This is a genomic window from Streptacidiphilus rugosus AM-16, assembly GCF_000744655.1.
GTDB lineage: Bacteria > Actinomycetota > Actinomycetes > Streptomycetales > Streptomycetaceae > Streptacidiphilus > Streptacidiphilus rugosus.
Window position 1 is genome coordinate 6,796,549 of sequence record NZ_JQMJ01000004.1, and the last position, 23,878, is coordinate 6,820,426.

General features: G+C 71.9%; 24 protein-coding genes and 1 tRNA gene. 8 read left to right on the top strand and 17 right to left on the bottom strand.

All coding sequences use genetic code 11. The annotated features are described in order from the left end of the window. The first annotated feature begins 162 nt into the window (after window positions 1-162). The 3 genes from BS83_RS39625 to BS83_RS39635 are packed head-to-tail and all read left to right on the top strand — an operon-like array spanning window position 163 to window position 2,502. A complete protein-coding gene (locus BS83_RS39625; protein ID WP_037608207.1) occupies window positions 163-666 on the top strand; it encodes a SigE family RNA polymerase sigma factor in 504 nt (167 codons plus the stop codon). Further along, window positions 666-1,928: a hypothetical protein gene (locus tag BS83_RS39630; RefSeq protein WP_037608208.1), complete on the top strand. Its 1,263-nt coding sequence runs from the start codon at window positions 666-668 to the stop codon at window positions 1,926-1,928. Before BS83_RS39625 ends, BS83_RS39630 begins: the two co-directional genes overlap by 1 nt. A gap of 46 nt (window positions 1,929-1,974) precedes the next feature. Further along, entirely contained in the window at window positions 1,975-2,502 is a 528-nt protein-coding gene (locus BS83_RS39635) for an HAD domain-containing protein (RefSeq protein WP_037610969.1), read from the top strand. A gap of 73 nt (window positions 2,503-2,575) precedes the next feature. On the opposite strand, the gene BS83_RS39640 is transcribed toward BS83_RS39635, so the two are convergent. The 10 genes from BS83_RS39640 to BS83_RS39685 all read right to left on the bottom strand — a co-directional run bounded on the left by BS83_RS39640 (window position 2,576) and on the right by BS83_RS39685 (window position 10,818). Then, window positions 2,576-3,133, bottom strand: a complete 558-nt coding sequence (locus BS83_RS39640) for a barstar family protein (protein WP_232248649.1) — start codon at window positions 3,131-3,133, stop codon at window positions 2,576-2,578. Between the two features lie 38 nt (window positions 3,134-3,171). Then, window positions 3,172-4,092, bottom strand: coding sequence for an ADP-ribosylglycohydrolase family protein (locus tag BS83_RS39645; RefSeq protein WP_037608209.1), 921 nt, complete (start codon window positions 4,090-4,092; stop codon window positions 3,172-3,174). 415 nt (window positions 4,093-4,507) lie between these two features. After that, window positions 4,508-4,581: transfer RNA gene (locus BS83_RS39650), tRNA-Ala, on the bottom strand. A 46-nt stretch (window positions 4,582-4,627) separates the two neighbouring features. Further along, complete coding sequence (gene sepX / locus BS83_RS39655; protein ID WP_037608211.1) at window positions 4,628-5,569, bottom strand: divisome protein SepX/GlpR; 942 nt, start codon at window positions 5,567-5,569, stop codon at window positions 4,628-4,630. Between the two features lie 78 nt (window positions 5,570-5,647). Further along, a complete protein-coding gene (locus BS83_RS39660) occupies window positions 5,648-6,265 on the bottom strand; it encodes a GNAT family N-acetyltransferase (RefSeq protein ID WP_084714812.1) in 618 nt (205 codons plus the stop codon). Further along, complete coding sequence (locus BS83_RS39665; protein WP_037608213.1) at window positions 6,262-6,804, bottom strand: MogA/MoaB family molybdenum cofactor biosynthesis protein; 543 nt, start codon at window positions 6,802-6,804, stop codon at window positions 6,262-6,264. Before BS83_RS39665 ends, BS83_RS39660 begins: the two co-directional genes overlap by 4 nt. After that, window positions 6,804-7,259: a cyclic pyranopterin monophosphate synthase MoaC gene (gene moaC / locus BS83_RS39670; protein WP_051945836.1), complete on the bottom strand. Its 456-nt coding sequence runs from the start codon at window positions 7,257-7,259 to the stop codon at window positions 6,804-6,806. The genes BS83_RS39665 and moaC overlap by 1 nt, the downstream gene beginning before the upstream one ends. 439 nt (window positions 7,260-7,698) lie before the next feature. Next, window positions 7,699-8,970, bottom strand: coding sequence for a molybdotransferase-like divisome protein Glp (gene glp / locus BS83_RS39675; RefSeq protein ID WP_037610976.1), 1,272 nt, complete (start codon window positions 8,968-8,970; stop codon window positions 7,699-7,701). Window positions 8,971-9,166: 196 nt separating this feature from the next. Further along, a complete protein-coding gene (locus BS83_RS39680) occupies window positions 9,167-10,123 on the bottom strand; it encodes a UTP--glucose-1-phosphate uridylyltransferase (protein ID WP_037608215.1) in 957 nt (318 codons plus the stop codon). Then, window positions 10,120-10,818 carry a GGDEF domain-containing protein gene (locus tag BS83_RS39685; RefSeq protein ID WP_051945127.1) on the bottom strand — a complete coding sequence of 233 codons (699 nt, stop codon included), beginning with the start codon at window positions 10,816-10,818 and terminating at the stop codon, window positions 10,120-10,122. Before BS83_RS39685 ends, BS83_RS39680 begins: the two co-directional genes overlap by 4 nt. 76 nt (window positions 10,819-10,894) lie before the next feature. On the opposite strand from BS83_RS39685, the gene BS83_RS39690 reads away from it, so the two are divergent. After that, a complete protein-coding gene (locus BS83_RS39690; protein WP_232248650.1) occupies window positions 10,895-11,467 on the top strand; it encodes a 5-formyltetrahydrofolate cyclo-ligase in 573 nt (190 codons plus the stop codon). Window positions 11,468-11,617: 150 nt separating this feature from the next. Here BS83_RS39690 and BS83_RS39695 read toward each other — a convergent pair whose 3' ends face one another. Further along, window positions 11,618-14,440, bottom strand: a complete 2,823-nt coding sequence (locus BS83_RS39695; protein WP_198035404.1) for a penicillin acylase family protein — start codon at window positions 14,438-14,440, stop codon at window positions 11,618-11,620. A gap of 247 nt (window positions 14,441-14,687) precedes the next feature. Between BS83_RS39695 and BS83_RS39700 the strand changes: the two genes are divergently transcribed. The 4 genes from BS83_RS39700 (at window position 14,688) to mscL (ending at window position 18,391) form a co-directional block, all read left to right on the top strand. Continuing rightward, the gene (locus BS83_RS39700) at window positions 14,688-16,187 is read left to right on the top strand and encodes a potassium/proton antiporter (RefSeq protein WP_037608220.1); all 1,500 of its coding nucleotides are present in this window, start codon (window positions 14,688-14,690) and stop codon (window positions 16,185-16,187) included. 94 nt (window positions 16,188-16,281) lie between these two features. Continuing rightward, window positions 16,282-16,593, top strand: coding sequence for an FmdB family zinc ribbon protein (locus tag BS83_RS39705; protein ID WP_037608221.1), 312 nt, complete (start codon window positions 16,282-16,284; stop codon window positions 16,591-16,593). Window positions 16,594-16,621: 28 nt separating this feature from the next. Then, on the top strand, window positions 16,622-17,467 hold the full coding sequence (locus BS83_RS39710) for an S-methyl-5'-thioadenosine phosphorylase (protein ID WP_037608223.1): 846 nt from the start codon (window positions 16,622-16,624) through the stop codon (window positions 17,465-17,467). A 492-nt stretch (window positions 17,468-17,959) separates the two neighbouring features. After that, window positions 17,960-18,391: a large conductance mechanosensitive channel protein MscL gene (mscL, locus tag BS83_RS39715; RefSeq protein ID WP_037608224.1), complete on the top strand. Its 432-nt coding sequence runs from the start codon at window positions 17,960-17,962 to the stop codon at window positions 18,389-18,391. 24 nt (window positions 18,392-18,415) lie between these two features. Here the strand turns inward: mscL and BS83_RS46890 are convergent, their stop codons facing one another. From BS83_RS46890 to BS83_RS39740, 6 genes are all read right to left on the bottom strand, one after another. Then, a complete protein-coding gene (locus BS83_RS46890) occupies window positions 18,416-18,583 on the bottom strand; it encodes a hypothetical protein (RefSeq protein WP_198035491.1) in 168 nt (55 codons plus the stop codon). 112 nt (window positions 18,584-18,695) lie between these two features. Further along, window positions 18,696-19,088, bottom strand: coding sequence for a DUF6755 family protein (locus BS83_RS39720; protein ID WP_051945131.1), 393 nt, complete (start codon window positions 19,086-19,088; stop codon window positions 18,696-18,698). Window positions 19,089-19,094: 6 nt separating this feature from the next. Next, window positions 19,095-19,757 (bottom strand): QcrA and Rieske domain-containing protein, encoded by a 663-nt coding sequence (locus tag BS83_RS39725; protein ID WP_037610982.1) that lies wholly within the window; start codon window positions 19,755-19,757, stop codon window positions 19,095-19,097. Further along, window positions 19,754-20,422: a 4Fe-4S dicluster domain-containing protein gene (locus BS83_RS39730; protein ID WP_051945134.1), complete on the bottom strand. Its 669-nt coding sequence runs from the start codon at window positions 20,420-20,422 to the stop codon at window positions 19,754-19,756. Before BS83_RS39730 ends, BS83_RS39725 begins: the two co-directional genes overlap by 4 nt. 7 nt (window positions 20,423-20,429) lie before the next feature. Beyond that, a complete protein-coding gene (locus BS83_RS39735) occupies window positions 20,430-22,748 on the bottom strand; it encodes a molybdopterin oxidoreductase family protein (protein ID WP_037608225.1) in 2,319 nt (772 codons plus the stop codon). Continuing rightward, window positions 22,745-23,821: a hypothetical protein gene (locus BS83_RS39740; RefSeq protein ID WP_051945138.1), complete on the bottom strand. Its 1,077-nt coding sequence runs from the start codon at window positions 23,819-23,821 to the stop codon at window positions 22,745-22,747. Before BS83_RS39740 ends, BS83_RS39735 begins: the two co-directional genes overlap by 4 nt. Between the last annotated feature and the right edge of the window lie 57 nt (window positions 23,822-23,878).

Genomic DNA, 23,878 nt, shown 5'->3' on the forward strand with positions numbered 1-23,878 from the left:
CGGACGACCCGGCGACGGCCGGGTACGCTCGCCCCTCCGCCGCAGGTGGCCGCCGCTTTCAGGCGGTCCCGACCGCTTCTCCAAAAAACTTTCGGCGGGATGCAGCGTTTCCGGCGGCGTCGGTTGTCGAGACGGGAAAGGCAGTCGAACACGGGGGTCGGAGTGAGGGCGGAGGACGCGGAGTTCACGCGGTTCGTCGCGGACACGCACAGTCAACTGTCCAGATCGGCGAGGTTGCTCACCGGTGACTGGCACACGGCGGAGGATCTGGTCCAGGCGACGCTGATGCGGGTGTACCGGCGCTGGCGCCGGGTCGCCGCAGCGGACTCGGCCCTGGCCTACTCCCAGCGCATCATGATCAACCTTTTTCTCACCTCGCTCCGTCGGCGCTGGCGGGGCGAGGCGCCGCAGGAACGCCTCCCCGAGACGGCGACACCGGACTTCAGCACCGGCGTCAACGAGCGGGACGCGCTCTCCCGGGCACTGCAGGAGCTGCCCCGACGGATGCGGGCCGTGATCGTCCTCCGTTACTACGAGGACCTGTCCGTCGAACAGACGGCCCACCTGCTCGACTGCAGCGAGGCGACCGTTCGCAGCCAGGCCACCCGCGGCCTGGCGAAGCTGCGCGCCGGCGTCGGATCGACACAACTGGAGACGGGGGCCTGATGTCCGAGAACGAGCACCTTCGCAGTCAACTCGTCGGGCTGGTCGAGGACCGCCCCGACACCCCCTCCCCCGCCGCCCTGGTCATCGCCAAGGTGCGGCGCGGCCGGAGGCGGCGCGCAGCCGCCGGGGCGTTCACGCTCGCGGCGGCCGTGCTCGGCGGCCTGCTGGTGGGTCTCCCCCACGCGGACCGCACGCCGACCCCGGCCAAGCCCGTCCCGCTGTGCACCGTGGCCCTGCCACAGGCCTGGACCGCGGCGCTGGGCGACCCGTCCGACGTGCTGCACCGGGGCACCCTGCTGGCGGCGGCCCCGGACGGATCCGTCGCGTTCGTCCAGGACGGCAGTCAGGTGGTGCAGCTCACCGACCACTTCGCGACCCGGCGCGTCGTCATGACGCTCCCCGCGACGCCTCCGGCCGCGCACACGTCCCGCTGGACCGTCAGCGGACACATGGTCGGCGACTGGTTCGCCTTCGACCTCATCCCGCAGGCGGACCCGAGCAACGGCAACTACCTGGGTCTCTACGCCTGGAACCACCGGACCGGGGTCCTGCGCACCCTGCTGCCGGCCGGACCGTCCCCCTCGCTGGAGATGAACTTCTGGACCCTCGGCCCCGGCTATCTGGCCTGGGACTCCTCTCCCTATGAGACGAACGGCTTCCTGGCCGACGGTAGTGAGCGTCACACCGTCGAGAACCTCGACAGCGGCAGCCGCATCTCCGTCCCCCACTCCGTCAACCTCTTCTCCGGCGACATCGCGGTGAGCACCGATCTGACGCACAACCCGACGGCCGTGTCGGCCGCCACCGGTCAGCCCGCCGAGGTGCCCGCACCGCTGCGGCACGCGTTCCGCTCGGCCACCGGCATGGCGTCGGTCTCCGGGGACGGCATCTTCGTCTGGAGCACCGACCAACTGAGGGGCACGGACGACCACGGTGCGTCGATCGGGGTCGGCTCCCACAACTGGCACATCTGGTGGCCGAGCGGGTCGACCGTGCTGCAGATCGCCCCGCCCGCGGGGACCGTGGACATGTCCGTGGTCCCGATCGGCGCCGACTTCCTGGTGGTGGACTTCGGGGTGCCGCACGTCGGCAAGCCCTACGTCACCGGACAGCGTGCCGTGCTGGTGGACCTGCGCTCGCACAGCTCGGCGCCGCTGCCCATGGACGCGGCCATCGGCGACGGTCCGGCGTTCGCGCCCCAGCCGGGGGACGCCCCCCACGTGCTGGCGACCACCACACTGCCCCGTCTCCCGCGCTGCTGACCCGGCCCCACCGGCACCGTGCCTCCGAGGAGGTACGGTGCCGGTCATGGCCACCGAAGACGCGTCGCTTCCGCCGCTGCTCTTCCTCGACGTGGACGGACCGCTGATTCCGTTCGGCGGCCCCGTGCCGCACCGCCAGGTCGGGCCCGGCGAGGGGGCCGCAGCAGCACACCCGCTGCTGGCCCGGCTCGATCCGACGCTGGGAGCGCGCCTGGCCGGGCTCGACTACGAACTGCTCTGGGCCACGACCTGGGGCGAGGACGCCAACGCATACGTCGCCCCACGCATCGGTCTGCCGCCGCTGCCGGTCCTCCCGTGGCCGGAACCGTCGGAGACCGAGGAACGGGACGTCCGCGCCGGACGGCACTGGAAGACCCGGCCGATCGTCGCCCGCGCGACGGGGCGGCCGTTCGCCTGGGTCGACGACGAGATCACGCATGCGGACCGCCTATGGGTGGCTGCCCACCACGACGGGCCGGCCCTGCTGCACCGAGTGGATCCACGCCTCGGCCTCACGGCCGACGACATCGGCGCCCTCCGGTCCTGGGCGGCGGAACTGAAGGCGCGGCACTGAATCTCGGCCTCTGGCACGGGGGCTGCCCCTGAGTCGGCCTCGAACCGACCCGCCCCCTGTCCGGCGCCGTCGCTCAGAGCTGTTCGGCCCCGGGCCGGCGTCGTGCGTTCAGCCACTCGCTCCGGTTCCACTCGACCCCCATGGCTCCGACCGGTTCGAAGGCGATGTCCGGGTCGTCGCTGTGGACCAGACACAGGACCCGTTGTCCGAAGACCGCGCCGCTCCGGCCGTGGTCGGCCAGGATGTCGAGAACGATCTGCGCCTCCCGGGGGCAGGCCCGGGCGAAGGCGTCGTACTGGGTGAAGGCGAGCGCGAACCCGGCGGCGTCCGCCGGGATGCCGTACTCGCCGCCGACCACGTCGCGCAGGCAGTCGTTGAGGGCGTCGAGGTTCTGGCCGTAGTACCCGGGGAAGTCCAGGGCCGTCGCCAGATCCCGGTGCATGGCCTCGCTCGTGGTCCACGGCGAGGCGTCCACCTCCACGACGGCGAAACGCTGCTCGCGCAGCCGCGCGATCGCGTCGTCGAACAGCGCTCGCCGCCAGTAGAGGGTGACGAAGGTGTTGGCCGCCAGCTCCCGGTACAGGCGCTCGGGAGTCATGGCGACGGCATCGGGCAACGAGTGGTCGCTCACGCCGTCGATCATGACACGGCGGCGTGAGCGCCCAGACGTCAGGCGGCGGCCGAGGGGACCCAGCCGCTCCAGCCCGGGATCTCCTCACGGGTCCGGAGCCAGAGCACGGGAACGCCCCCCGTTCCGGTCCGGGCCCCGACGACGCCTCCGGCGATCGCGCAGGTGGTGTCGCGGTCGCCCCACCCGCCGACGGTCTGCCACAAGGCCTCGGCCAGGTCGTCCAGATGCCCGGCGGCGGACCACAGGGCGAAGGGAACCGTGTCGGGAGCGGAGAGCCTGGCCCCCGATCCCAGCACGGACGCGGCATGACGCACCGACGTGCCGGCCGGGAAGTTCGCGGCCATCAGCAGACCTGAGCGAACGTCACTCTCCTGCAGACGCCCGGCGACCTCTCGCAGGAACTCGGGGCGCGACGGCGCGTCCTGTTCCCGGCCGACCGCCGCCAGCGCCGCGGCGACCGCGACCGCCACGGCCCCGGCGACCGCCTCGGGGTGGGCGTGCGTGGTCAGCGCGGACAGGCGGGCCTGCTCCGCGACCGTGTCCAGGTCGTCCCTGAACCACGCCCCCAGCGGGGCGACCCGCATCGCCGCGCCGTTGCCGTAGGAGCCCTGTCCGCCGAACTTCGCCGTGGTGACGCTCCGCCAGTCCGCCCCTTCGCTCACGGCCCGCAGCACCCCGTGCATCGACGGGCCGTACTTGCGGCCGGGGTCCCGCCCGTACTCGGCGGCGAACTCCCGCGCCAAGTCGTCCGGCCGTACCTCCCCGTGGGCCGCCAGGTGAGCGAACAGGACGCATGCCATGGCGGAGTCGTCCGTCCACGCCCACGGCCCCGCACGCAGCTCCCGCGCGGCCCACAGCGCCTCGATGTCCTCGTCGGAGCGCGTGAACCAGCGGTCCCCGAAGGCGTCGCCCAGCACAAGGCCGTCCAGGCCGTCGTGTGCCTGCTGCGGACCGGTCATCGTGAAATCTCCTCAGAACGAAGGGTGGCCCCGGAATTCTCACCGCGGGCGGACCACGCACGCGAGCGGATTACCTGGCCTGACGCGTCGCGCTCCGCTCACCGGGTGGCGGTGCCAGGCGCTGAGACGGTCCGACGTCCGCGCGGTGTCCGTCGGGGCCCTGGCCTCCCGAGCGCGGCCCCCGGCGATCATGCGGGACCGGGGCAGCGCGCCTACTGCCGTCCACTCGAACACTGCGGGACCGCGAGCGTGCCCCCGCGAGCCGCCGCCCCGGACGGGCCGGCACATGGCCCGGCAAGCGGCGAGCACCTCGGAGGACCGGAGGAACCCTGGAGCGGGCCGGTTGCCGGCACGCCCTGCGGGCGTCAATGCGAGAGGCCCTGCCCGGTTTCCCGGGCAGGGCCTCTGCGTTGGGTGGAGCTGAGGGGATTCGAACCCCTGACCCCCTCGATGCGAACGAGGTGCGCTACCGGACTGCGCCACAGCCCCAACAAGAAGAAACTCTAGCAGGTCCGGAGGGGTGCTCGTGCACGGGTTATTCGTTGGCGGCGCGGGGGGCGTCGTCGGCGAACTGGTCGAAGAGGGGCGTCGCCGGCTTCGGGGCCGGGCGCCGGGGGGTGGCCGGCTTGGAGGCGGGCCCCCGGCCGGAGGAGTAGGTGTTGGGGGCGGAGAGGTCGAGGCCGAGGGTCGCACGGGGGGCGACCGGGGCGGTGACGTAGGTGGGCAGCGGCACCGGGACCGGGTTCCAGACGTCGTCGGCCTGACCGGCCTGCGGCGCGGCGGAGGCGTGGTCCGGGCGGTCGTCGTCGGTCCAGGGCTGGACGGCGGCCTCGGCCGCGTGCGCGGGGGCGAGGGAGCCGGTACCCGCGGTGGTCCGCTCGGCCGGGCCCTCGACGGGCTCGGGAACGGCGGCGGGCGCGGCCTCCGGTGCACGGCGGGCGGCGGCCTGCTGGCGGACGCGCTGGGCTGCTTCCGCAGCCCTCCTGCGGTCCAGCTTCACCTCGTAGCGCCGATGCTCCTGGCGGCGCATCTGCGCGATGTAGAGGGAGAAGAGCACCGCGGGCACCGCCGGGATCCAGAGCAACGCCACGCCGCCCACCGCCGCGGCGATCATGCCGAGGGTGAACGCGGCGAAGAGGACGACCACCATGCGCCGCCTGCGGGCGAGCAGCGCCGCACGCCGACGCGACTCCGCCGCCGAGGGGGACGGCTCCCGGGAGACCGCTCCCGCCTGGGCAGGCTGGTGGGCAGGCGCAGCCGGCACGGGGGTCGGCGGGGCCAGGGCCTGGGTCTCCTCGAGCTGCCGGGAGATCTTCCGTTCCATGGCCGCGCGGCCCGACAACAGCCGGATCGCCGTGCTGAACTTTTCCGTGGGACGCGCCTCGTTCAGCTCGTCCTGACGACGGAGCCACATGGGGACCAGATACGCGGCCCAGGCCCCAACAATGACCGCGTAAATGAGGCCGCTACTGCTCACGGTTCACACCGTACGGGCGTGAGGGACGGCCCGGCGGCTATTTCGGCCGGTGTGTCGCTGAATCATGTTCATATCGACCTATTTGTGATGACTCTCAATGCCACGCCAACGTGCCAGCAAACCCTCGGGCACCTCGTCGGCCGTCAACGCGAAGACCAGATGGTCCCGCCAGCCCCCGTCGATGTGCAGGTAGCGGGGGCGCAACCCCTCCTCCCTGAAGCCCAGCTTCTCGACGACGCGGCGACTGGGCAGATTCTCCGGACGGATGCAGACCTCGATCCGGTGGAGGCCCATGGACTGGAAGCAATGGTCCACGGAAAGCGCCACCACCGTCGGGATGATGCCCCGGCCCGCATAGGACTCGTCGATCCAGTAGCCGATATTCGCCGAGCACATCGAGCCCCAGGTGATTCCGCCCACGGTCAGTTGCCCGACAAGGTGCCCGTCATAGGTGACGACAAAGGGCAGCATTCGTCCGGCATGCGCCTCATTGCGTAGAAAGCGCACCATCTGACGGTATGTCGGCCTTGGCCCGGCGGGAACGCCGGGGCGCGACGGTGGCACGGTCGCCTCCCAGCGCCGCAGCCAGTCGCGGTTGCGGCGGCTGACCTCCTGCCAGGACCGCTGGTCACGGGCTCGGATGGGGCGGAGCCCGATCGGCCCCTCGCTCAGTTCGACCGGCCAGAAGGCGTTCAGCGGGAGCCTCCTCTGCGATGGTCGCCTGCGGACGCGCCGCCGGCCGAGCGCGCACCGTCCCCGGAAGGGGCGTGGTCGCCGCCCGCGACCTGGTCCACCGCGTGGGCCAGGATCGGGCCGAGCACCGACAGACCGTCCTTGACCCCGCCGGGCGAGCCGGGCAGATTGACGATCAGGGTCCGGCCCGCCAGACCGGAGAGTCCGCGCGAGAGGGCCGCCGTGGGCACGCCGTTCTCTCGTCCGTAGGCCCGGATCGCCTCGGCGATGCCCGGCACCGGCCGGGTGATCACCTGGGCGGTCATCTCCGGGGTGAGGTCGAGCGGAGTCAGGCCCGTGCCGCCGGTGGTGACCACCACGTCGTAGCCGTCCCCGACGGCCTTGCGCAGCGCTGTCAGCACCGGGTCCCCGTCCGGCACCACGACCGGACCGATCACCGTGCAGCCGAGCGCGGCGAGGCCGGCCGCGACGAGCGGACCGCCGCGGTCCTCGTAGACGCCCGCGTGGGCCCGGTTGGAGACGGTGAGCACGAAGGCGCGCATCAGCGGATCGCCCCCTGCTCGTCCAGGTCCTCGCGACGCCAGTCCCCGCTCTTGCCGCCCGTCTTCTGCTCGACCTGGACGGCGTCGATCCTGGCGCCCTTGTCGACCGCCTTGACCATGTCGATCACGGTCAGCCCGGCCACGGCGACGGCGGTGAGCGCCTCCATCTCCACGCCGGTCCGGTCCGCGGTGCGCACCGTGGCGCTGATCTCGACGGCGTCGTCGGCGACGACGAGGTCGACGGTCACACCGGAGACGGCGATCGGGTGGCAGAGCGGAATCAGGTCCGGCGTGCGCTTCGCACCCATGATCCCGGCGATCCTGGCGACGGAGAGCGCGTCGCCCTTCGGCACGCCCTCACCGCGAAGCAGCTCCACGACGCGCGGCGACACCAGCACCCGGCCGCTCGCCCGCGCGGTGCGGGTGGTCGTGGCCTTCTCCGAGACATCGACCATCCGGGCCGCGCCCGAGGCGTCGACGTGGGTCAATCCGGGCCCTGACGGGTCGGGGCTGGTGCTGTGCACGTGCGCTCCTGCGATCGAGACGGCGGGCTGCGGCGCCAGGGTATCGCTGCCCGGCCGACACGTCTCTTCGGCGTCGGGCGGCGGCAGCCGTGACCGGCGAGGCACCACCGGGTCGTCCGGTGGTCGGGACCAGTCGGGGACGGTCGACGGGGCGATCACCGCACAGGCCACCGGCCGCGGCTCCGGCGGGCGCCGATGGTCGCAGGTGGTCACCGGTGTTCCGGGGCGAGCCGGCCGGGTCCGCGCTCGGCCCCGTCAGGTTCGAGGCCTGTCCGAGGCCTGTCCGGGGCCTGTCCGGGGGAGGACCCGCCTCGCGGGTCTCCGGCCACGCCCCGTGCCCGGCCCGCCCGTGGGAGTCAGCCCGCGGGAGTCAGCCCGCGGAGTCCAGCAGGACCGTGCGGACCTCTGCGCCCTCGGCGACCTCCGTGGTGTCCTCGTCGACCACGATCAGTGCGTTCGCCTGCGACAAGGCGCCCAGCAGATGCGAGCCCGCGCCGCCGACCGGTGTCACCGTGCCGCTCTCAGGGTCGTAGGCGGCACGCGCGAACTGGCGGCGGCCTCCCGGAGAGGAGAGGCGCTCGGTCAGGCGAGCCGTGACCGTCGTCCGACTGATCTCGGCGGCGCCCAGCATCCTGCGGATCGCCGGCCGCACGAAGAGCTCGAAGGAGAGGTAGGCGCTGACCGGATTGCCGGGCAGGGCCAGCAGCGGCACGGGACCGCTCGATCCGTCCAACAGGCCGAAGCCCTGGGGCTTGCCCGGCTGCATACGCAGCTTGCGGAAGGAGATCTGCTCGCCCAGCGCCTCCTTGACCACGTCGTACGCGCCGACGCTGACCCCGCCGCTGGTGACGATGAGGTCCGCCCGGATCAGCTGGTCGTCGATCACCTCACGCAGCCGCTCCGCGTCGTCGGGCACGCCGCCGACGCGGTACGCGATCGCGCCGGCGTCCCTGGCCGCGGCGGTCAGCGCGAAGCTGTTCGAGTCCGAGATCTGGCCGGGCCCCACAGGCGTGCCCGGCGGAACCAGCTCGCTGCCGGTCGACAGCACGACGACGCGGGGCCGGGGCCGGACCCTGACCATGTCGTGGCCTGTCGCCGCGAGCAGGCCGATCTGCGTCGGTCCGAGCCGGGTGCCGGCCGGGAGCAGCGGCTGCCCGATCGCGATGTCGTCGCCGCACCGACGGACGAAGGCGCCGGTGTCCACCGGCTGGAAGATCCGCACCTCGCCGGTGCCGACCGGCTTGTCGCCCTGGGGGGACATCGTCGTGGCGGCCTCTCCCGAGCCGCTCCCCGCGTCGGTCCACTCGACCGGGACGACGGCCTCGGCGCCGGGCGGCATCGGCGCGCCCGTCATGATCCGCGCACACTGGCCGGGGCCGATCACCGGAAGCGCGGCCGCGCCCGCGGCGACGTCCCCGACGACGGTCAGCACGGACGGGTACTCGGCCGTGGCGCCGTTCACGTCGGCGACGCGGACCGCGTAGCCGTCCATCGAGCTGTTGTCGAACGGCGGCAGCGCGACCGTGGAGACGATGTCCTCCACGGTCAGACAGCCCTGCGCCTCCAGCAGCTGCAGTTCGAGCGGGGGCAGCGGCGCGACGGCGGCGAGGACGTCGGCGAGGTGCTCGTCGACGCTCCACATCCGGGCGCCGCCCGGCTCGGCGGCCTCGGCCGTGCACGGGTCCGCGGCCGCCCCCGTGCCGTGGGCGTGCGTGTGGCCGTTGCCGTGGCCGTGCCGCGACTCGTCCTGCTTCCGCTCGTCGTGATGCTGCTGGTCGGTCATGGTGCGCTCCCCCGTGGTGGTGCGTCGGTCCGGCGGCCTGCTGTGCGGTCGAAGGTCAGGACTCGGAGACGGCCGGGCCGTCCAGCTCGCCGCTGCCGACGAAGTCCTTGAGCCAGGAACGGAACTCCGGCCCCAGATCCTCACGCTCGCAGGCCAGGCGCACGATCGCCCGCAGGTAGTCGCCCTTGTCGCCCGTGTCGTACCGACGACCGCGGAAGATCACGCCGTGCACCGGACCGCCGCGCCCCGGCGTCCGCTGCGCCAGCACGCGCAGGGCGTCGGTCAGCTGGATCTCGCCGTTCTTCCCGGGCGGCGTCTCGTGCAGCACGTCGAAGATCGTCGGATCCAGCACGTAGCGGCCGATCACCGCGTAGTTGCTCGGCGCCTCACCCGGAGCCGGCTTCTCCACCAGATCCGTGATCCGCACGATGTCCTCGTCCCCGCCGAGGGTGCCGTGCCACTCCGCCGGCCGGATCGACGCGCATCCGTACAGGTGCGCAAGCGCCGGGTCCACCTCGATCAGCGCGACGACACTGCCGCCCAGCTCGCTCTGCACCTCGATCATCTTGGCCAGCAGCGGGTCCCTCGGGTCGATCAGGTCGTCACCGAGCAGGACCGCGAACGGCTGGTCCGCGACGTGCGGTTCCGCGCACAGCACGGCGTGCCCCAGGCCCTTGGGGTCGCCCTGCCGCACGTAGTGCATCGTCGCCAGGTCGCTCGACTCCCGCACCCGGTCCAGCTTGGCCTGGTCGCCCTTCCTGGCCAGCTGCTCCTCCAGCTCGTACGCCCGGTCGAAGTGGTCCTCCAGCGGACGCTTGTTCCGGCCCGTGATCATCAGGACATCGGTCAGACCGGCCGACGCGGCCTCCTCCACGACGTACTGGATCGCCGGCTTGTCGACCACCGGCAGCATCTCCTTCGGAGTCGCCTTGGTGGCCGGCAGGAACCGGGTTCCGAGCCCAGCGGCGGGGATGACCGCCTTCGAAATTTCGCGGATACGAGCCTTTGTCATACGGACGACTCTAGCTTCCTGATTGTGTCCCCTGCGTGTCTCTCCGCCGTGAGGGACTTGTCAGCAGCCCGCAGCAGGAGGGCTGCGTGCGAACCATCCGCGGGCAGCCGCCCCAGGCCGATCCTGGCTGACAGACCGTTGCCTGGAAGAGCGCCGCTCTCGTCCGCGAGCACCGGCACCGCGGGGAGCGCGAGCGGATGCCGGCGCACCGTCCACGCCAGCCGGTCGGCGACGGTCCTGGCCCCCGCCTCGTCCGTGTCGGGCAGCAGCACCAGGAACTCCTCACCGCCGTAGCGGCCGAAGACGTCCTCCTCGCGCACCTCCATCGCCAGTCGCTGGGCCAGATCGCGCAGCACCGCGCCGGACCGCTGGTAGCCGTGCTCGCGCCGGATGTCGGCGAATCCGTCGATCTCCACCAGCAGGACCGCGAGCACCCGCTCCTCCGGGCGCCGGTTGCAGCGGGAGACCTCCCGGTCGAGGGCGAGCTGCAGGTAGCGGTAGTTCCAGACCCCGGTCAGCGCGTCCGTGCAGGAGGTCCGTTCCAGTTCCGCCCGGCCGGCGCGCAGGGCCTCCAGTTCCGCGAGCTGGGCCCCGACCACGGCCCGCACCCGCGCCCTGCCGCGGAGCAGCGCTCCGGCGGCGAGCAGCGCGGGCAGGCAGAGAGCAGCGAGGATGTTCGCGAGGACGGGCGGCATGATCGTCCCTCCGCACAGTGCAGGCCGGTTACGAGACGGAAGGCCGTCCCATCCGATGGTGAACGAGAAGAAGGCCATGAGGTCACGGCTGATCGCGGCGCGTGCGGCGATGTCACCCGTCGAGCGGGCGACAGCGGCGAACGCGCTGACCGCCTCAGCACTGACGTTCGTGCACGGCATCGGCGCCCGGACCGTGGCCTGCTATGTCTCGCTGGGTTCGGAGCCCGGCACCCGCGCCCTGCTGGACGCCCTGCGCGCCGAGGGGACCGAGGTGCTGCTGCCGGTGCTGCTGGCGGACAACGACCTCGACTGGGCCCGGTACGACGGCGCCGAGCTGCTCGCGCCCGCGCGCTTGGGGCTGCTGGAGCCGACCGGCCCGAGGCTGGGTGCGGACGCCGTCTGCGGCGCGGACCTGGTGCTGCTGCCCGGCCTGGCGGTCGACCCGACGAGCGGCCTCCGGCTGGGGCGGGGCGGCGGCAGTTACGACCGCGTGCTCGCCCGCCTGGACGCGGCCGCCGCGCCGGCTCTGCTCGCGACCTTGCTCTTCGACTCCGAGCTCGTCCCCGACCTGCCCGCGGAACCCCACGACCGCCGGGTGGACGCCGTGCTGACGCCCGCTCGCACGCTCACCTTCCCGCGCGACGCGTGAGGCACCACGCCCGAGAGACCCGGAGGGACGCCCCGGGCACGGTGCACCACGGCGCCGGATGCACGACGCCCGCCCACCCGGAACGGTCCGGATGGGCGGGCGTCAGGCGTATCCGTGCGGGATCAGCCCCGTGCGGTCACGACCCGAGGGTCATGGCGTCAGCGAGAGCTTGTCCTCGGCCGCCGCCTCGACCGTCTTGCGGTCGTAGGCCCAGCTGAGCATCTGCCCCGAGACCCACAGCGGCATCTGGTCGTCGTAGTGCGGACTGAACGCGTGGCCGGAGGCGCCGCCGATGTTGATCCAGCGGGACGCGTCGAAGTTCCCCAGGTTGACGATCATCCGCATCGACGGGGCCTCGTCGACCGTGAAGCCGTTCGCCGCGTTCCAACTCGCCGCGTCGACCGCCGCGCTGCCGCCGTCGAGCCTGTAGGGGCCGCGGTTGAGCATCCAGTGCACCATGCCGGAGGCGACGGACGAGTCGTCCGAACCGAGCGTGCGCTCCTTGAGGTCGAGCGTGTGGATGCGGCCCCAGCTCCAGCCGCTGATGTCCTTGCCCATCAGCGAGGTCAGCTGCTTGCGGGCGTCGATCATGGCCTGCTTCAGCAGGGAGTCGCGACCCTCGGTCTGCTGGCGGCCGAGGCTGTCCGTCCAGTTCCACCACGGGCTCTTCGGCTGGGTCAGCAGGCCGCCGATCACGGTCATCCACTGGTCGTTGCCGTCGGGCTGCGCGGTCGCGCCGTCACGGAGGCCGCAGGTGCGGACCCGCTTGGGCGTGCCGTTGACGTCGTCCTGCGGGATGCCGGCTTTGTCGGCCGGGACGACCATGATGCAGTCGGTGGTGCTGCGCACCTCGGCCGGGAACTTCTCGTCCAGCGCCAGGTGGAGCAGGTTGGACCAGACCGCGTTGTAGTACGCCGCCGCGGCCGAGCCCGCGTCCTGCTGGAGGTTCCAGCCGCGAAGCAGGTCCTGTGCGTCCTTGTAGTACGGGTCGGTCAGCTGGATCTTGAGCAGGTACGGCACGAGCGTCGTCGCGAAGACACTGGTGTCGTCCAGCTGGATGGAGGCCATGTCGTCCGGCGAGATCTTGCCGCCGCCGGCCAGCTTGCCCTTGATCAGCGAGGTGATCTTGGCCGCGCGGGTGCCGTAGTCCCAGTCCTTGGTGATCAGGTACGGGTAGGAGGTGTCCACCGCGGCCTGGTTGGCCGTGACGATGTACCCGGCCTTCGGGTCCTCCTCCCAGGGCAGCGACTTGAAGTCGACGAACTTCGGCTCCCAGGCGTAGCGGGAGTCCCAGCCCGGCTGCGGGTAGGTGCCGTCGCTCGCCGTACCGTCGACCTTGGGGCGGATCGGGATCTGGCCCGGCATCTGGTAGCCGATGTGGCCGGCGGTGTCCGCGTAGATGAGGTTCTGCGCGGGGACGGAGAAGTCCGCCGCCGCCGCCCGGAACGCGGTGAAGTTCGTGGCCCGGTCGAGCTCGAACACCGCGTCCATGGTGTTGTTCGGAATCAGCGCGGTCCACTTGAGCGCGATGGCGTAGCCGCCGCCGCGCGGCGGGGCGGTGCCGTCGGCGGGCGCGTCACGGCCGACGGTCTGCTCCTCCGTGCTGTGGTCCGAGATGATCGGCATCCCGTCCTTGGTGCTGCGCACCGTGATGGTCTGGGCCGAGCCGTCGGCGACCCGGATGGTCTCCGTGCGGGTGTCGAACGGCACGTTCTTGCCGTCGTAGAGATAGGTGCCGTCGCTGTTGACCTGCTCCAGGTAGAGGTCCTGGACGTCCGCGCCGAGGTTGGTGAAGCCCCAGGAGACGCTCTGGTTGTGACCGATGATCACTCCGGGCATGCCGGGGAAGGTGAAGCCGGTGACGTCGAACGGGCACTGGGCGCTGACGGTGTTGCAGTGCAGACCCATCTGGTACCAGATGGACGGCATGCCGGGGGCCAGGTGCGGATCGTTGGCCAGCAGGGGCATGCCGGTCGTGGTGTGCCGGCCGTCGACCACCCAGGAGTTGGAGCCGATGCCCGCCGCGCCGGGACGGCCGAGCATGGTCGGCAGCACGGCGAGGTTGTCCGCCAGCGCCTCGGCGGCCTGCTGTGCGCCCTGGGCGGCGGGACGGCCGCCGGCGCTCCCGGTCCGGTAGGAGGCGGGCGTCGTGCTCGCGGTGGAGCCGGAACCGGTGGCCGGCGAGCCCGGGGCGGCGCCGGTCGGCGTGGTCCGGCCGTCGACCGGGACGTACTTGCCGTCCTTGCCCACGGTTCCGGTCCTCGCGATGATCGTGCCGTTCGCCGCGTACGGGTAGTCCGGGTACAGCTGGGCGATCTGCTGGGCGTTGAAGGTCCCGGCCAGCAGCGAGCGGTCGATCTCCTGCTGCATGTTGCCGCTGAGGTCCCAGGCCATTGCCTTGAGCCAGGAGATCGAGTCGACGGGCGTCCACGTGGCGGGCTTGTAGTCGCCGTGGACGGCGCCGAGCAGCGCGTACTCCAGGGAGGCCCCGGCGCCGCCCGGGTGGTCCTTGAGCCAGGCGTTGACGCCGTCGCTGTAGGCCTGGAGGTACTTCTTCGTCCCGGCCGACAGCTTCGAGTCCCACTCCTGCTGAGCGACGCCGCGCCAGTTCATGGTGCGGATGAAGGCGTCCGTCTGGACCTGGCCCGAGCCGAACATCGAGCTGAGCGTGCCGGAGGTGATGTGCCGGTCCACGTCCATCTGCCAGAAGCGGTCCTGCGCCTGCACATAGCCCTGGGCCATGAAGAGGTCCTCGGCACTGGCGGCGTAGATCTGCGGGATGCCCTTGTCGTCCCTGATCACGTCGACCGGACCGGAGAGGCCCTGCAGGTGGATGCTGCCGGTGGTCTGCGGGTACGAGGCGTGCACCTGGCGCACGCCGTACCAGCCGCCGAGGGCGACGCCGGCCACCAGCAGCAGCACGACCAGCACCACCAACAGGCGCAGACGACGGAACTTCTTGGAGCGGGGCATCAGGGTCCTTGTGAGGGGCAGTGACTGTACCGCGACGTGCCGCGCGAGGCGGCAGGTGCTGACGCTAACACCCGAAGCGGAAGCGGTGGCGCGCGGCCGAGGCCTGGCCGGTGTGCGGCCGGTGACCAGGGGTCACCCGCGCAGCGTGCCCAGCCTGTGGACGAACCACGGTCCACACCCGTCCCGACGGTAAAATCTTGCCCCAGAGAAGTGGAAGCAACGATTCTGCTGTGCGAGGTGCCCCTGCGTGTCCGTCCACCGGCTCGACCTGCTCCTCCTGCTGTTCTCCCTGGTGCTGCTGGTCGCCGTCGCGGCGGTCCGGCTCTCCTCCCGCAGCGGGCTGCCCAGCCTGCTGCTCTACCTGGGCATCGGGGTCCTGCTCGGCCATGACGGCATCGCCGGCATCACCTTCGACAACGCCATGCTCACGCAGGTACTCGGCTATGCCGCCCTGGTGGTGATCCTGGCGGAGGGCGGCCTCGGCACCCGGTGGAACGACATCAGGCCCTCCGTCCCGGCCGCCGCCGTGCTGGCCACCCTCGGCACGGTGGTCAGCGTCGGCGTGGTGGCCCTCGGCGCCCACCTGTTCACCGGGGCGGACTGGCGCATCGCCCTGCTGCTGGGCGCCATCGTCTCCTCCACCGACGCGGCGGCGGTCTTCTCCGTGCTGCGTCGGGTGCCGCTGCCCGCGCGGCTGAGCGGACTGCTGGAGGCGGAGTCCGGCTTCAACGACGCCCCCGTCGTCATCCTGGTCGTCGCCTTCGCGACCTCGGGACCGATCGACTCCTGGTGGATGCTGGCGGGGACGGTGGTGGTGGAGCTGGCGATCGGTCTGGCCGTGGGCCTGGTGCTCGGTCGACTGGGCGCGCTGACGCTGCGCCACGTCGCGCTGCCCTCCTCCGGCCTCTACCCGATCGCCGTCGTCGCGCTGACGCTGCTCGCCTACGCGGGCGGCGCGCTGCTGCACGGCTCGGGCTTCCTCGCCGTCTACATCTGCGCCCTGGTGCTCGGCAACGCCCGACTGCCGCACGGCCCCGCCACCCGCGGCTTCGCCGAGGGCCTGGCCTGGATCGCGCAGATCAGCATGTTCGTCATGCTGGGCCTGCTGGTGAACCCGCACACCATGGGGGACGCGGTGGTGCCCGCGTTCGTCGTCGGACTGGTGCTGGTGCTGGCGGCCCGCCCGGCCTCGGTGCTGCTGACCCTCACCCCGTTCCGGGTGGGCTGGCGCGAGCAGACGCTGCTGAGCTGGGCCGGCCTGCGCGGCGCCGTGCCGATCGTGCTGGCCACCATCCCGGTGGTGCACGCCGTACCGGGAGCCGACCAGCTCTTCAACACGGTCTTCCTGCTCGTCGTCGTCTTCACCCTGATCCAGGGGCCGACGCTGCCCTGGCTCGCCACCTGGCTGCGGATCTCGGAGTCCGCACACGCCGACGATCTGGAGGTGGAGTCCGCCCCGTTGGAGCGGCTGCACGGGCACCTGCTCTCGGTCTCGGTCGGTCCGCACTCGCGGCTCGCCGGAGTCGAGGTGAGCGAGCTGCGCCTGCCCGCGGGCGCGGCGGTGACGCTCGTGGTCCGCGAGGGGACGAGCTTCGTCCCCGGCCCGACGACGGCGTTGCGGCACGCGGACGACCTGCTCGTGGTGACCACCGACGCCGTGCGGGACCGGGCGGAACGCCGCTTGCGCGCGGTCGACCGGGGCGGCAAGCTGGCCGGCTGGCTGAGCGGCACGCGGGGCGAGTACTGAGGCATGCACCACGTTCAGTGGACTTATCGACCCGGAATACCGCATCATTGAGGATCGTTAGCACTCATAGCCTTAGAGTGCCAGGAGGAAACCAGTGCCGACGTACCAGTACCAGTGCACCCAGTGCGGCAACGGCCTCGAGGCCGTGCAGAAGTTCAGCGACGCCGCGCTGACCGAGTGCCCCGAGTGCGGCGGCAAGCTGCGCAAGATCTTCTCCGCGGTGGGCGTGGTCTTCAAGGGATCCGGCTTCTACCGGACCGACAGCCGCTCCTCGTCCAGCAGCAGCATCTCGTCCTCGTCGACGAGCGCGCCCGCGGCGTCGAGCTCCTCTTCGACGTCCTCCTCGACGTCCTCGTCGAGCTCTTCCGGTTCCGCCTCGTCCGGCTCGGCCGGTTCCGCCGCCTGAGCCGACCCACGCGGCTACGCTGCGGCGCATGACAGACCAGTCAGCTGCAGCGGTCCGGGCCGAGATCGGCATCATCGGCGGCACGGGGCTCTACGCGCTCGTGGACGACCTGGACGAGGTCGTCGTCGACACCCCCTACGGCGCTCCCAGCGACTCGCTCTTCGTGGGCGAGTTCGCGGGGCGCCGTGTGGCGTTCCTGCCGCGGCACGGGAGGGCGCACCGGATCCCCCCGCACGCGATCAACTACCGGGCCAACCTCTGGGCCCTGCGTTCCCTCGGTGTCCGGCAGGTGCTCGGCCCCTGCGCGACGGGCGGCCTGCGCCCCCAGTTCGGCCCCGGCACGCTGCTGGTCCCCGACCAGTTCGTGGACCGCACCACCGGACGCGTCCAGACTTACTACGACGGACTGACACGCGCCGACGGCCGGGTCCCCGAGGTGGTCCACGTCTCGGCGGCCGACCCCTACTGCCCGACCGGGCGGGCGACCGCGGTGAAGGCCGCGCACGCGGCGGGCTGGCCGCCGGTCGACGGCGGCACGCTGGTGGTGATCGAGGGCCCGCGCTTCTCCACCCGGGCCGAGTCCCGCTGGTACAGCTCGCAGGGCTGGTCGGTGGTGGGCATGACCGGGCATCCGGAGGCGGTGCTCGCCCGCGAACTCGCGCTCTGCTACACCTCGCTCACCCTGGTGACCGACCTGGACGCGGGCGTGGAGACCGGCCAGGGCGTGACCCACGCGGAGGTGCTGGCGGAGTTCGCCAGGAACATCGGCCGCCTGCGCGGCGTGCTGACCGGGACGGTGGCCGCGCTGCCGGCCACGGCGGACCGGGACTGCATCTGCGCGCACGCACTGGACGGCCTGGACACCGGGCTGTAGCGGTCCCGGGCCACCCGATCGGGTGGCCGGGTTTTCCACAGGGCCGGGTTTTCCACAGGCTGTGGGGACACCGCTGGATCGGGTCGTGACGCGGGGGCAGGGTGGGCACCACGGCGGAACACCGCCGACTTCCCACCCGCTCTGCTCCCCGCCCTCCGGAGGCACCGGTGTCCCTCTCGATCCCGCCCACGTACTGCATCGCCGCCTTCCCGCCCATCCGCGCGGGCGGCCGACACCGGCTGCCCACGCCGGTGCGCCGCCGGCCCGGGCCGATCGCGGCCGGACTCATCGTCGCGGCCACCACGCTGGCGGTCGGATCACTCCGACAGCTCCCCGGTTCGAGTGAAAGGGGAGCGGCGGCCGGCGCGCGCGCCCACCCCGAAGCCGGGGTGTTTGCTCAGGTCGCGCCGGTGCCACCGGCCACGACGCCTCCGCACGGGTGAACTTCCACGGTCCCCGGGCTCGCCGCTTCTCCCGTAACTTCCGTTGACCATGAAAGGCTTCAAGGCATTCCTGCTCCGCGGCAACGTCGTGGATCTCGCAGTCGCGGTCGTCATCGGCGCCGCGTTCACCAAGGTCATCAACTCGATCGTCGACGGGATCATCAACCCGGTCGTCGGGGCGTTCGGCACCCAGGACCTCAACGCGTACTCGTCCTGCCTGAAGGGCACCTGCCAGCTGGACAAGGCGACCGGCAAGGTCGACGGCATCCTCATCCAGTGGGGCACGGTCCTCGGAGCCGTGCTCAGCTTCGTGATCACGGCAGCAGTCGTCTACTTCCTCATCGTGCTGCCGATGAACCACTTCATGAAGCGCTACATGTCCAAGAAGGACGCGCCCGTCGAGGTGGTCAAGGAGCCGGAGATCAGCGAGGTCGAGATCCTCGGCGAGATCCGCGACCTGCTCGTCGCACAGCGCGGCTGAGGCGCCGCGCGGTACCGGCCTCCGTCACTTCTCCCCGTGGTGCGGCGGGGTCTCGCGCAGGTACCAGTCCTTGTCGCGTGAGCCCTCGCCGTTCCCGGTCCGCTCGTCGCCCCAGCCGGCATCGGTGTCGTCCCGGCTGCGACCGCTCATCGGGTCGTCAAAGACGATCTTCTTCTTCTCGCTGTCACTCACCACTCCAGGGTAGGCGAGCGCCGCCCGGCAGAGCCGGGAGCCTTCGCCCGGGCCCCTTCTCCCGGCTCCGGCCCCGCCCCGACCGCACCGCCGGACCGGGACGGGATCCGCCTCAGTGGTCGGACGGTCCGAACCGCCAGGCGGCCAGGGCGATCCCGAAGGACAGGGCCTCGAAGCCGGCGCACCACCAGGCGACCGAGGTACGCCCCTGCATCCAGGCGTCGACGCCCACGCCCAGGGCCCAGAGCTGGCCCACCACGATGCTGAGGACCACGATCAGCCGGCCGCTGAGCATCGCCGAGCGCTCCGGGTCGTGATCGGTGCCCGCGCCGGGCCCGGGACCGCTGTGTCGGACCCGGGAGTCGCCGTAGCCACTGGTCGGCCGGATCTGGGGGTAACGCTCCGCAACCGGCCGGTTGAGCCGGGGCTGGGCGCTCCCCGGGGCGCTCCACTCCACCGCACCGGTGGCGAGGGCGTCGTCGGGCTGGTCGGCCGGAGGTGCCATGGCGGGTCAGTCCCTTACCGACTTGGGGCAGGCGACCTGCCCGAGCTTGGCGTCCTTGGCGCTGAGCTCCCGGCACGCCGCGTGCACCGGGCTCTCGTCGGAGTAGGTGGTCCCGACGGCCCAGATGGAGCCGTCGACCTGCTCCAGCATCAGGACCTTGGGCAGGCCCCGCGGTGGCGGGCCCTGCACCACCGCGCCGTTGCGCGGTTCGAAGGCGCCCTCGTGGCACGGGCAGTACAGCTGCCCCTCGTCTCCCCGGTCGTCCCGCCACAGCACACCGCAGGCCAGGTGGGTACAGACGGTGGAGTAGCCCACCAGCGTGCCGTCCTGAAGCCGGATCGCGATCGCCCGGTCGTGCGCGGTCGGGTAGTTGAAGGTCACGGCACGGCCCTTGGGCAGGTCGTCGGCGACCCGGAGCGGGACCACCTCCGCCGCCTTGGCGTCGCCGTGCCGGGGCAGCACCCCGGCGGCGACGGCCACCGAGCCGACGGCCAGGCCTCCGGACACGGTCGCCATGACCCGCAGGTAGTCCCGACGGCTGGTCAGCGAATCGGCACTGAGCCGGTCGCGGAGCCGTTCCCGCTCCTCCGGGTTCCCAGGGTCCGGACTCCCGCACCGGGCGTCCCGGTCCTGTGGCGCCTGCCCGTCCGGGCGCGGTTCCCCGGTCATGCCGCACCTCCCGCAGCCACGGTGCTGCCGGAAGGGCCGCTGCCGGCGCTACCGCCGCCGGCGGTGCCGGTGACGTCGCGGCCGTTGACGGCCACCAGCGGCAGCCCGCCGGGCACCGGGCGCTCGCCCCGGTCCCAGGGGACGATCATGCCGACCCCGGTGCTGATGCCGGTGTCCCCGAACTCGAACCAGTTCGACACCGAGACGCCGGGCCGCTCGGCCTGGAGCTCCTCCAGGGTGCCGTAGAAGAGCGCGCCCGTCGGACAGACCGTCGCGCACATCGGGGCCAGGCCCAGCTCGGTGCGGTCGTAGCAGAGGTTGCACTTCAGCTGGAGCTTCGCCGCCAGATCGATCTTCGGAACGCCGAAGGGGCAGGCGTTGACGCAGTTCGAGCAGCCGATGCAGCGGGTCGGGTCGGCCTCGTGGACCACCCCGTCCGGGCTGATCAGGATCGCCTCCGCCGGGCAGACCTCGGCGCAGGGCGCGACCGGGTCCTCGCAGTGCATGCAGACCGTCGGCAGCGAGGCGACGCTGTGGCCCTCGTCCGGGTAGTCGAGGTGGATCATCGACTTGCCACGGTGCGAGTCGCACTCCCGGCAGCCGGAGACACAGGCCTGGCAGCCGATGCAGCGTCCAGGGTCGATGAAAAGGGTCCGGCCCATCATCGCTGCCTCAGCTCCCTTCGCCGGTGCCGCGCCCCTGGGGAGAGGTCGGCGGACGGGTGGTGGTCCGCGGGGCCTGGACCTCGGGACAGGCGGGGCGGCCCGGCGGCGTCGGCGGCGCCGGCACCTCGTCCACCCGCTCGGCGCGCTCGATCCGGCAGGCGCAGACCTTGTACTCGGGGATCTTCGAGCGCGGGTCCAGGGCGTCGATGGTCAGGGCGTTCGCGGCGGTCGGCACCGGCCAGTGGTACGGCACGAAGACGTGGTCCGGCCGGATGGCCTCGGTGACCAGGGCCGGGAACACCTCGGTGCCGCGCCGGGTGGTGACCCGGACCGGGTCCCCGGTGCGGAAGCCGTGGGAGGGGTGCACCTCCACCCACGGGCGCGGCGTCTGCTCGACCAGCGCGCCCAGCCGGCGCGTCTGGTTGCCGGACAGGAAGTGCGCCACGGTCCGGCCGGTGGTCAGCCGCATCGGGTAGGTCTCGTCGAAGGCGTCGGCGGGCTCGTGCCACTCGACGACCTGCATGTGGACCTTGCCGTCCGGGTGGTAGGTCCGCCCGCCCTCGAAGAGTCGGGGCGTACCCGGATGGTCAGGTTCGGGGCAGGGCCAGGAGATGCCGCCGGTCTGCTCCAGCCGCTCGTAGGTGATGCCGTAGTAGTCGTTGACGGAGCCCCGGGAGGCTTCCCTGAGCTCGTCGAAGACCTCGCGGGCTCCGGCGAAGGCGAACTTGTCCCCCTCCCCGAGCCGCTCGGCGATCTCGCACATCACCCAGGTGTCGGTGCGCACCCCGGGCGGCGGCTCCTGCGCCTTGTTGTGCTTGATCACGCGGGCCTCGGCGTTGGCCATCACGCCCTCGTCCTCCGCCCAGGTCGTCACCGGGAAGACCACGTGCGCGTTGGCCGCCGTCTCGGACAGGAAGAAGTCGAACTGCGCGTGGAACTGCAGCCGGTCGTAGCCGTCCTTGACGGTGGCGTAGTGGGGCAGCGAGACGAAGGGGTTGTTGCAGACGCCGATCAGCCCGCGGATCTCCTCCCGCTGCATCTGCCAGACCATCTCCATCATGGAGGTGCCGGCCTGCGGCAGTTCGGACTCCTCGATGCCCCAGAACAGCGAGATGAAGGCGCGCGCGGCGGGGTCCGCGATGGAGCGGCCGCCCGGCAGCAGGTCGGACTTCTGGCCGTGTTCGCGCCCGCCCTGCCCGTTGCCCTGCCCGGTGATGGTGCCGTAGCCGGCACCGGGGCGGCCGAGGTGGCCGGTGGCCGTGCACAGGTTGATGACGGAGAGGCAGTTCTCCACCCCTTGGGTGTGGTGCTCGATCCCGCGCGCGTGCCAGGCCATCGCCTTCTCCGCGCCGCCGAACATCCGGGCGACCTGGACGATCTGGGCCGCGGGAATGCCGCAGACCTCGGCCGCGCGCTCAGGGGTCCATGCGGCGACGTGTGCCTGCACCTCCGCCCAGCCGGTCGTGTGGGCGGCGACGAACTCCTCGTCGACCAGCCCCTCCTTGATCACCACATGCAGCACCGCGTTGAAGAACGCCGAGTCGGTGCCCGAGCGCAGGGCGACGTGCACGTCCGCGGTCCGCGCGATCGCGGTCTCGCGCGGGTCGACGACGATCAGCGTCGCCCCGCGGTCCCGCGCGCCCCACAGGTACTGGGTCATCACCGGGAAGCACTCGCCGACGTTGGAGCCGACGATCAGCAGGCAGTCCGTCTGCAGGATGTCGCTGAAGGGGTTGGCGGCGCGGTCGATGCCGAAGGCGAGCTTGTTGGCTCCGGCGGCGCTGACCATGCAGAGCCGGCCGTTGTAGTCGACATGACGGGTCTTCAGGGCGACCCTCGCGAACTTGCCGACCAGGTAGGTCTTCTCCGAGAAGAGGCTGGCCCCGCCGAGCATGCCGAAGGCGTCGCGTCCGTACTCGGCCTGGATCCGGCGGATCTCGGCGACGGTGAAGTCGAGCGCCTCCTCCCAGCTCGCCTCGCGGAACTCCTCGTCGCGATTGCGCCGCAGCAGCGGCGCGGTGAGCCGGTCCGGGTGGTTGACCTGCTGGTAGGCGTTCAGCCCCTTGGGGCAGAGCCGGCTGCGGTTGATGTCGTGGTTGCGCGGTTCGACGCCGAAGACCTTGCCGTGCTCGTTGACCCGCAGGTACATCCCGCACTGCACGCCGCAGAAGCAGCAGTGCGTGGGCACCAGCGTCTGCTTCGCCTGGTCGGCCCGCCACCGGTCGGCGGGCAGACCGCCCGCGTCCCGGAAGTTGCGGGTGCCCGGCGGCGCGACCGCGGGGTCCAGGGGGACGGTCCGGTCCCGCGTGGCATCCACTCCGGTCACTTGAACCCCCGTTTCACGTCACTGAGGTAGGCGCCGCCGCGCAGGACGCGCTTGCAACGCGGGCAGTACTCGGCCCAGCCGTCGAAGCCGAGGCCCATGTCGCGCATGGTGCCGCGGAGGTTCTCCACGGCCGGGACGGTGTCGATCTCCGTCCCGCAGCGGCGGCAGGCGAACAGCTCCTGGCCGGCGTCCCTCGCGGTGAACTTGAAGAGCTGCATGCCGACGGCCGCCGGACGCTGCACGATGTGGAAGAACTTGCCGAAGGGCAGGTAGACCAGGGTGAAGACCACCGAGACCATGTGCAGGACGGCCAGGAACTCGTAGCCGCCGCCGTGCAGGAAGATCTCGGAGAAGGTCAGCAGCAGGCCGGTCACCGACACGGTCAGCAGCGCCAGCAGCGGCAGGAAGTCGTAGGCGAAGCGCTGGCCCGTGGTGGCCGCTCGGTCGTGGTAGCGACGCCACAGGAAGTAGCCCACCCCACCGATCACCAGGACCGCGGCCAGGTCCAGGCCGTGGAACATCGCCCAGCCCAGCAGGCTGCTGGAGGAGAAGCCCAGCACCTTGAAGCCCCAGATCCGCATCTCGTAGCCGGGGCCGTCGGCGCTGGAGGCGGTGAAGGTGAACCAGCCCCAGGTGAGCGGGAAGGTGATGGCGGCCGCGAGCAGGCAGCCCCAGAAGATCAGCTGGTGGGCCGCCCAGCGCGCGTGGGAGCGGGCACCGAGGAACTTCTGGAAGCCGAGGTAGGTCGCGGCCATGCGGGGCAGGGCCGTCGGGGCACGGCGGAAGTTCTCCATGGAGAACGCGGCACGCAACCCCTTGCGGAACATCCGCCAGGCGGCCGGCTCGCTGACCCACACCGTGTAGCGGTAGGTGACGCCGAAGGCGAGGAAGACGGTGGCGACGGCGTAGGGCAGCAGCGCGGAGTCGAAGTCCCTCAGACCCCGGCTGCCGAGCACGATGGCGGCGACGAGCGCCAGCGAGACCAGAGCCGCCACCAGGGCGGCGCGCTGCCGCAGTTTTCTTCTGTCCACCCGCGTCCCCGCTGTCCGTTGACCCGATCTTGGGCCGAGCATAAGCAGACAAAAAGGATCATTGCAGGACGAGGGAAGCCAAAAGAGCCCCCGTCGCGA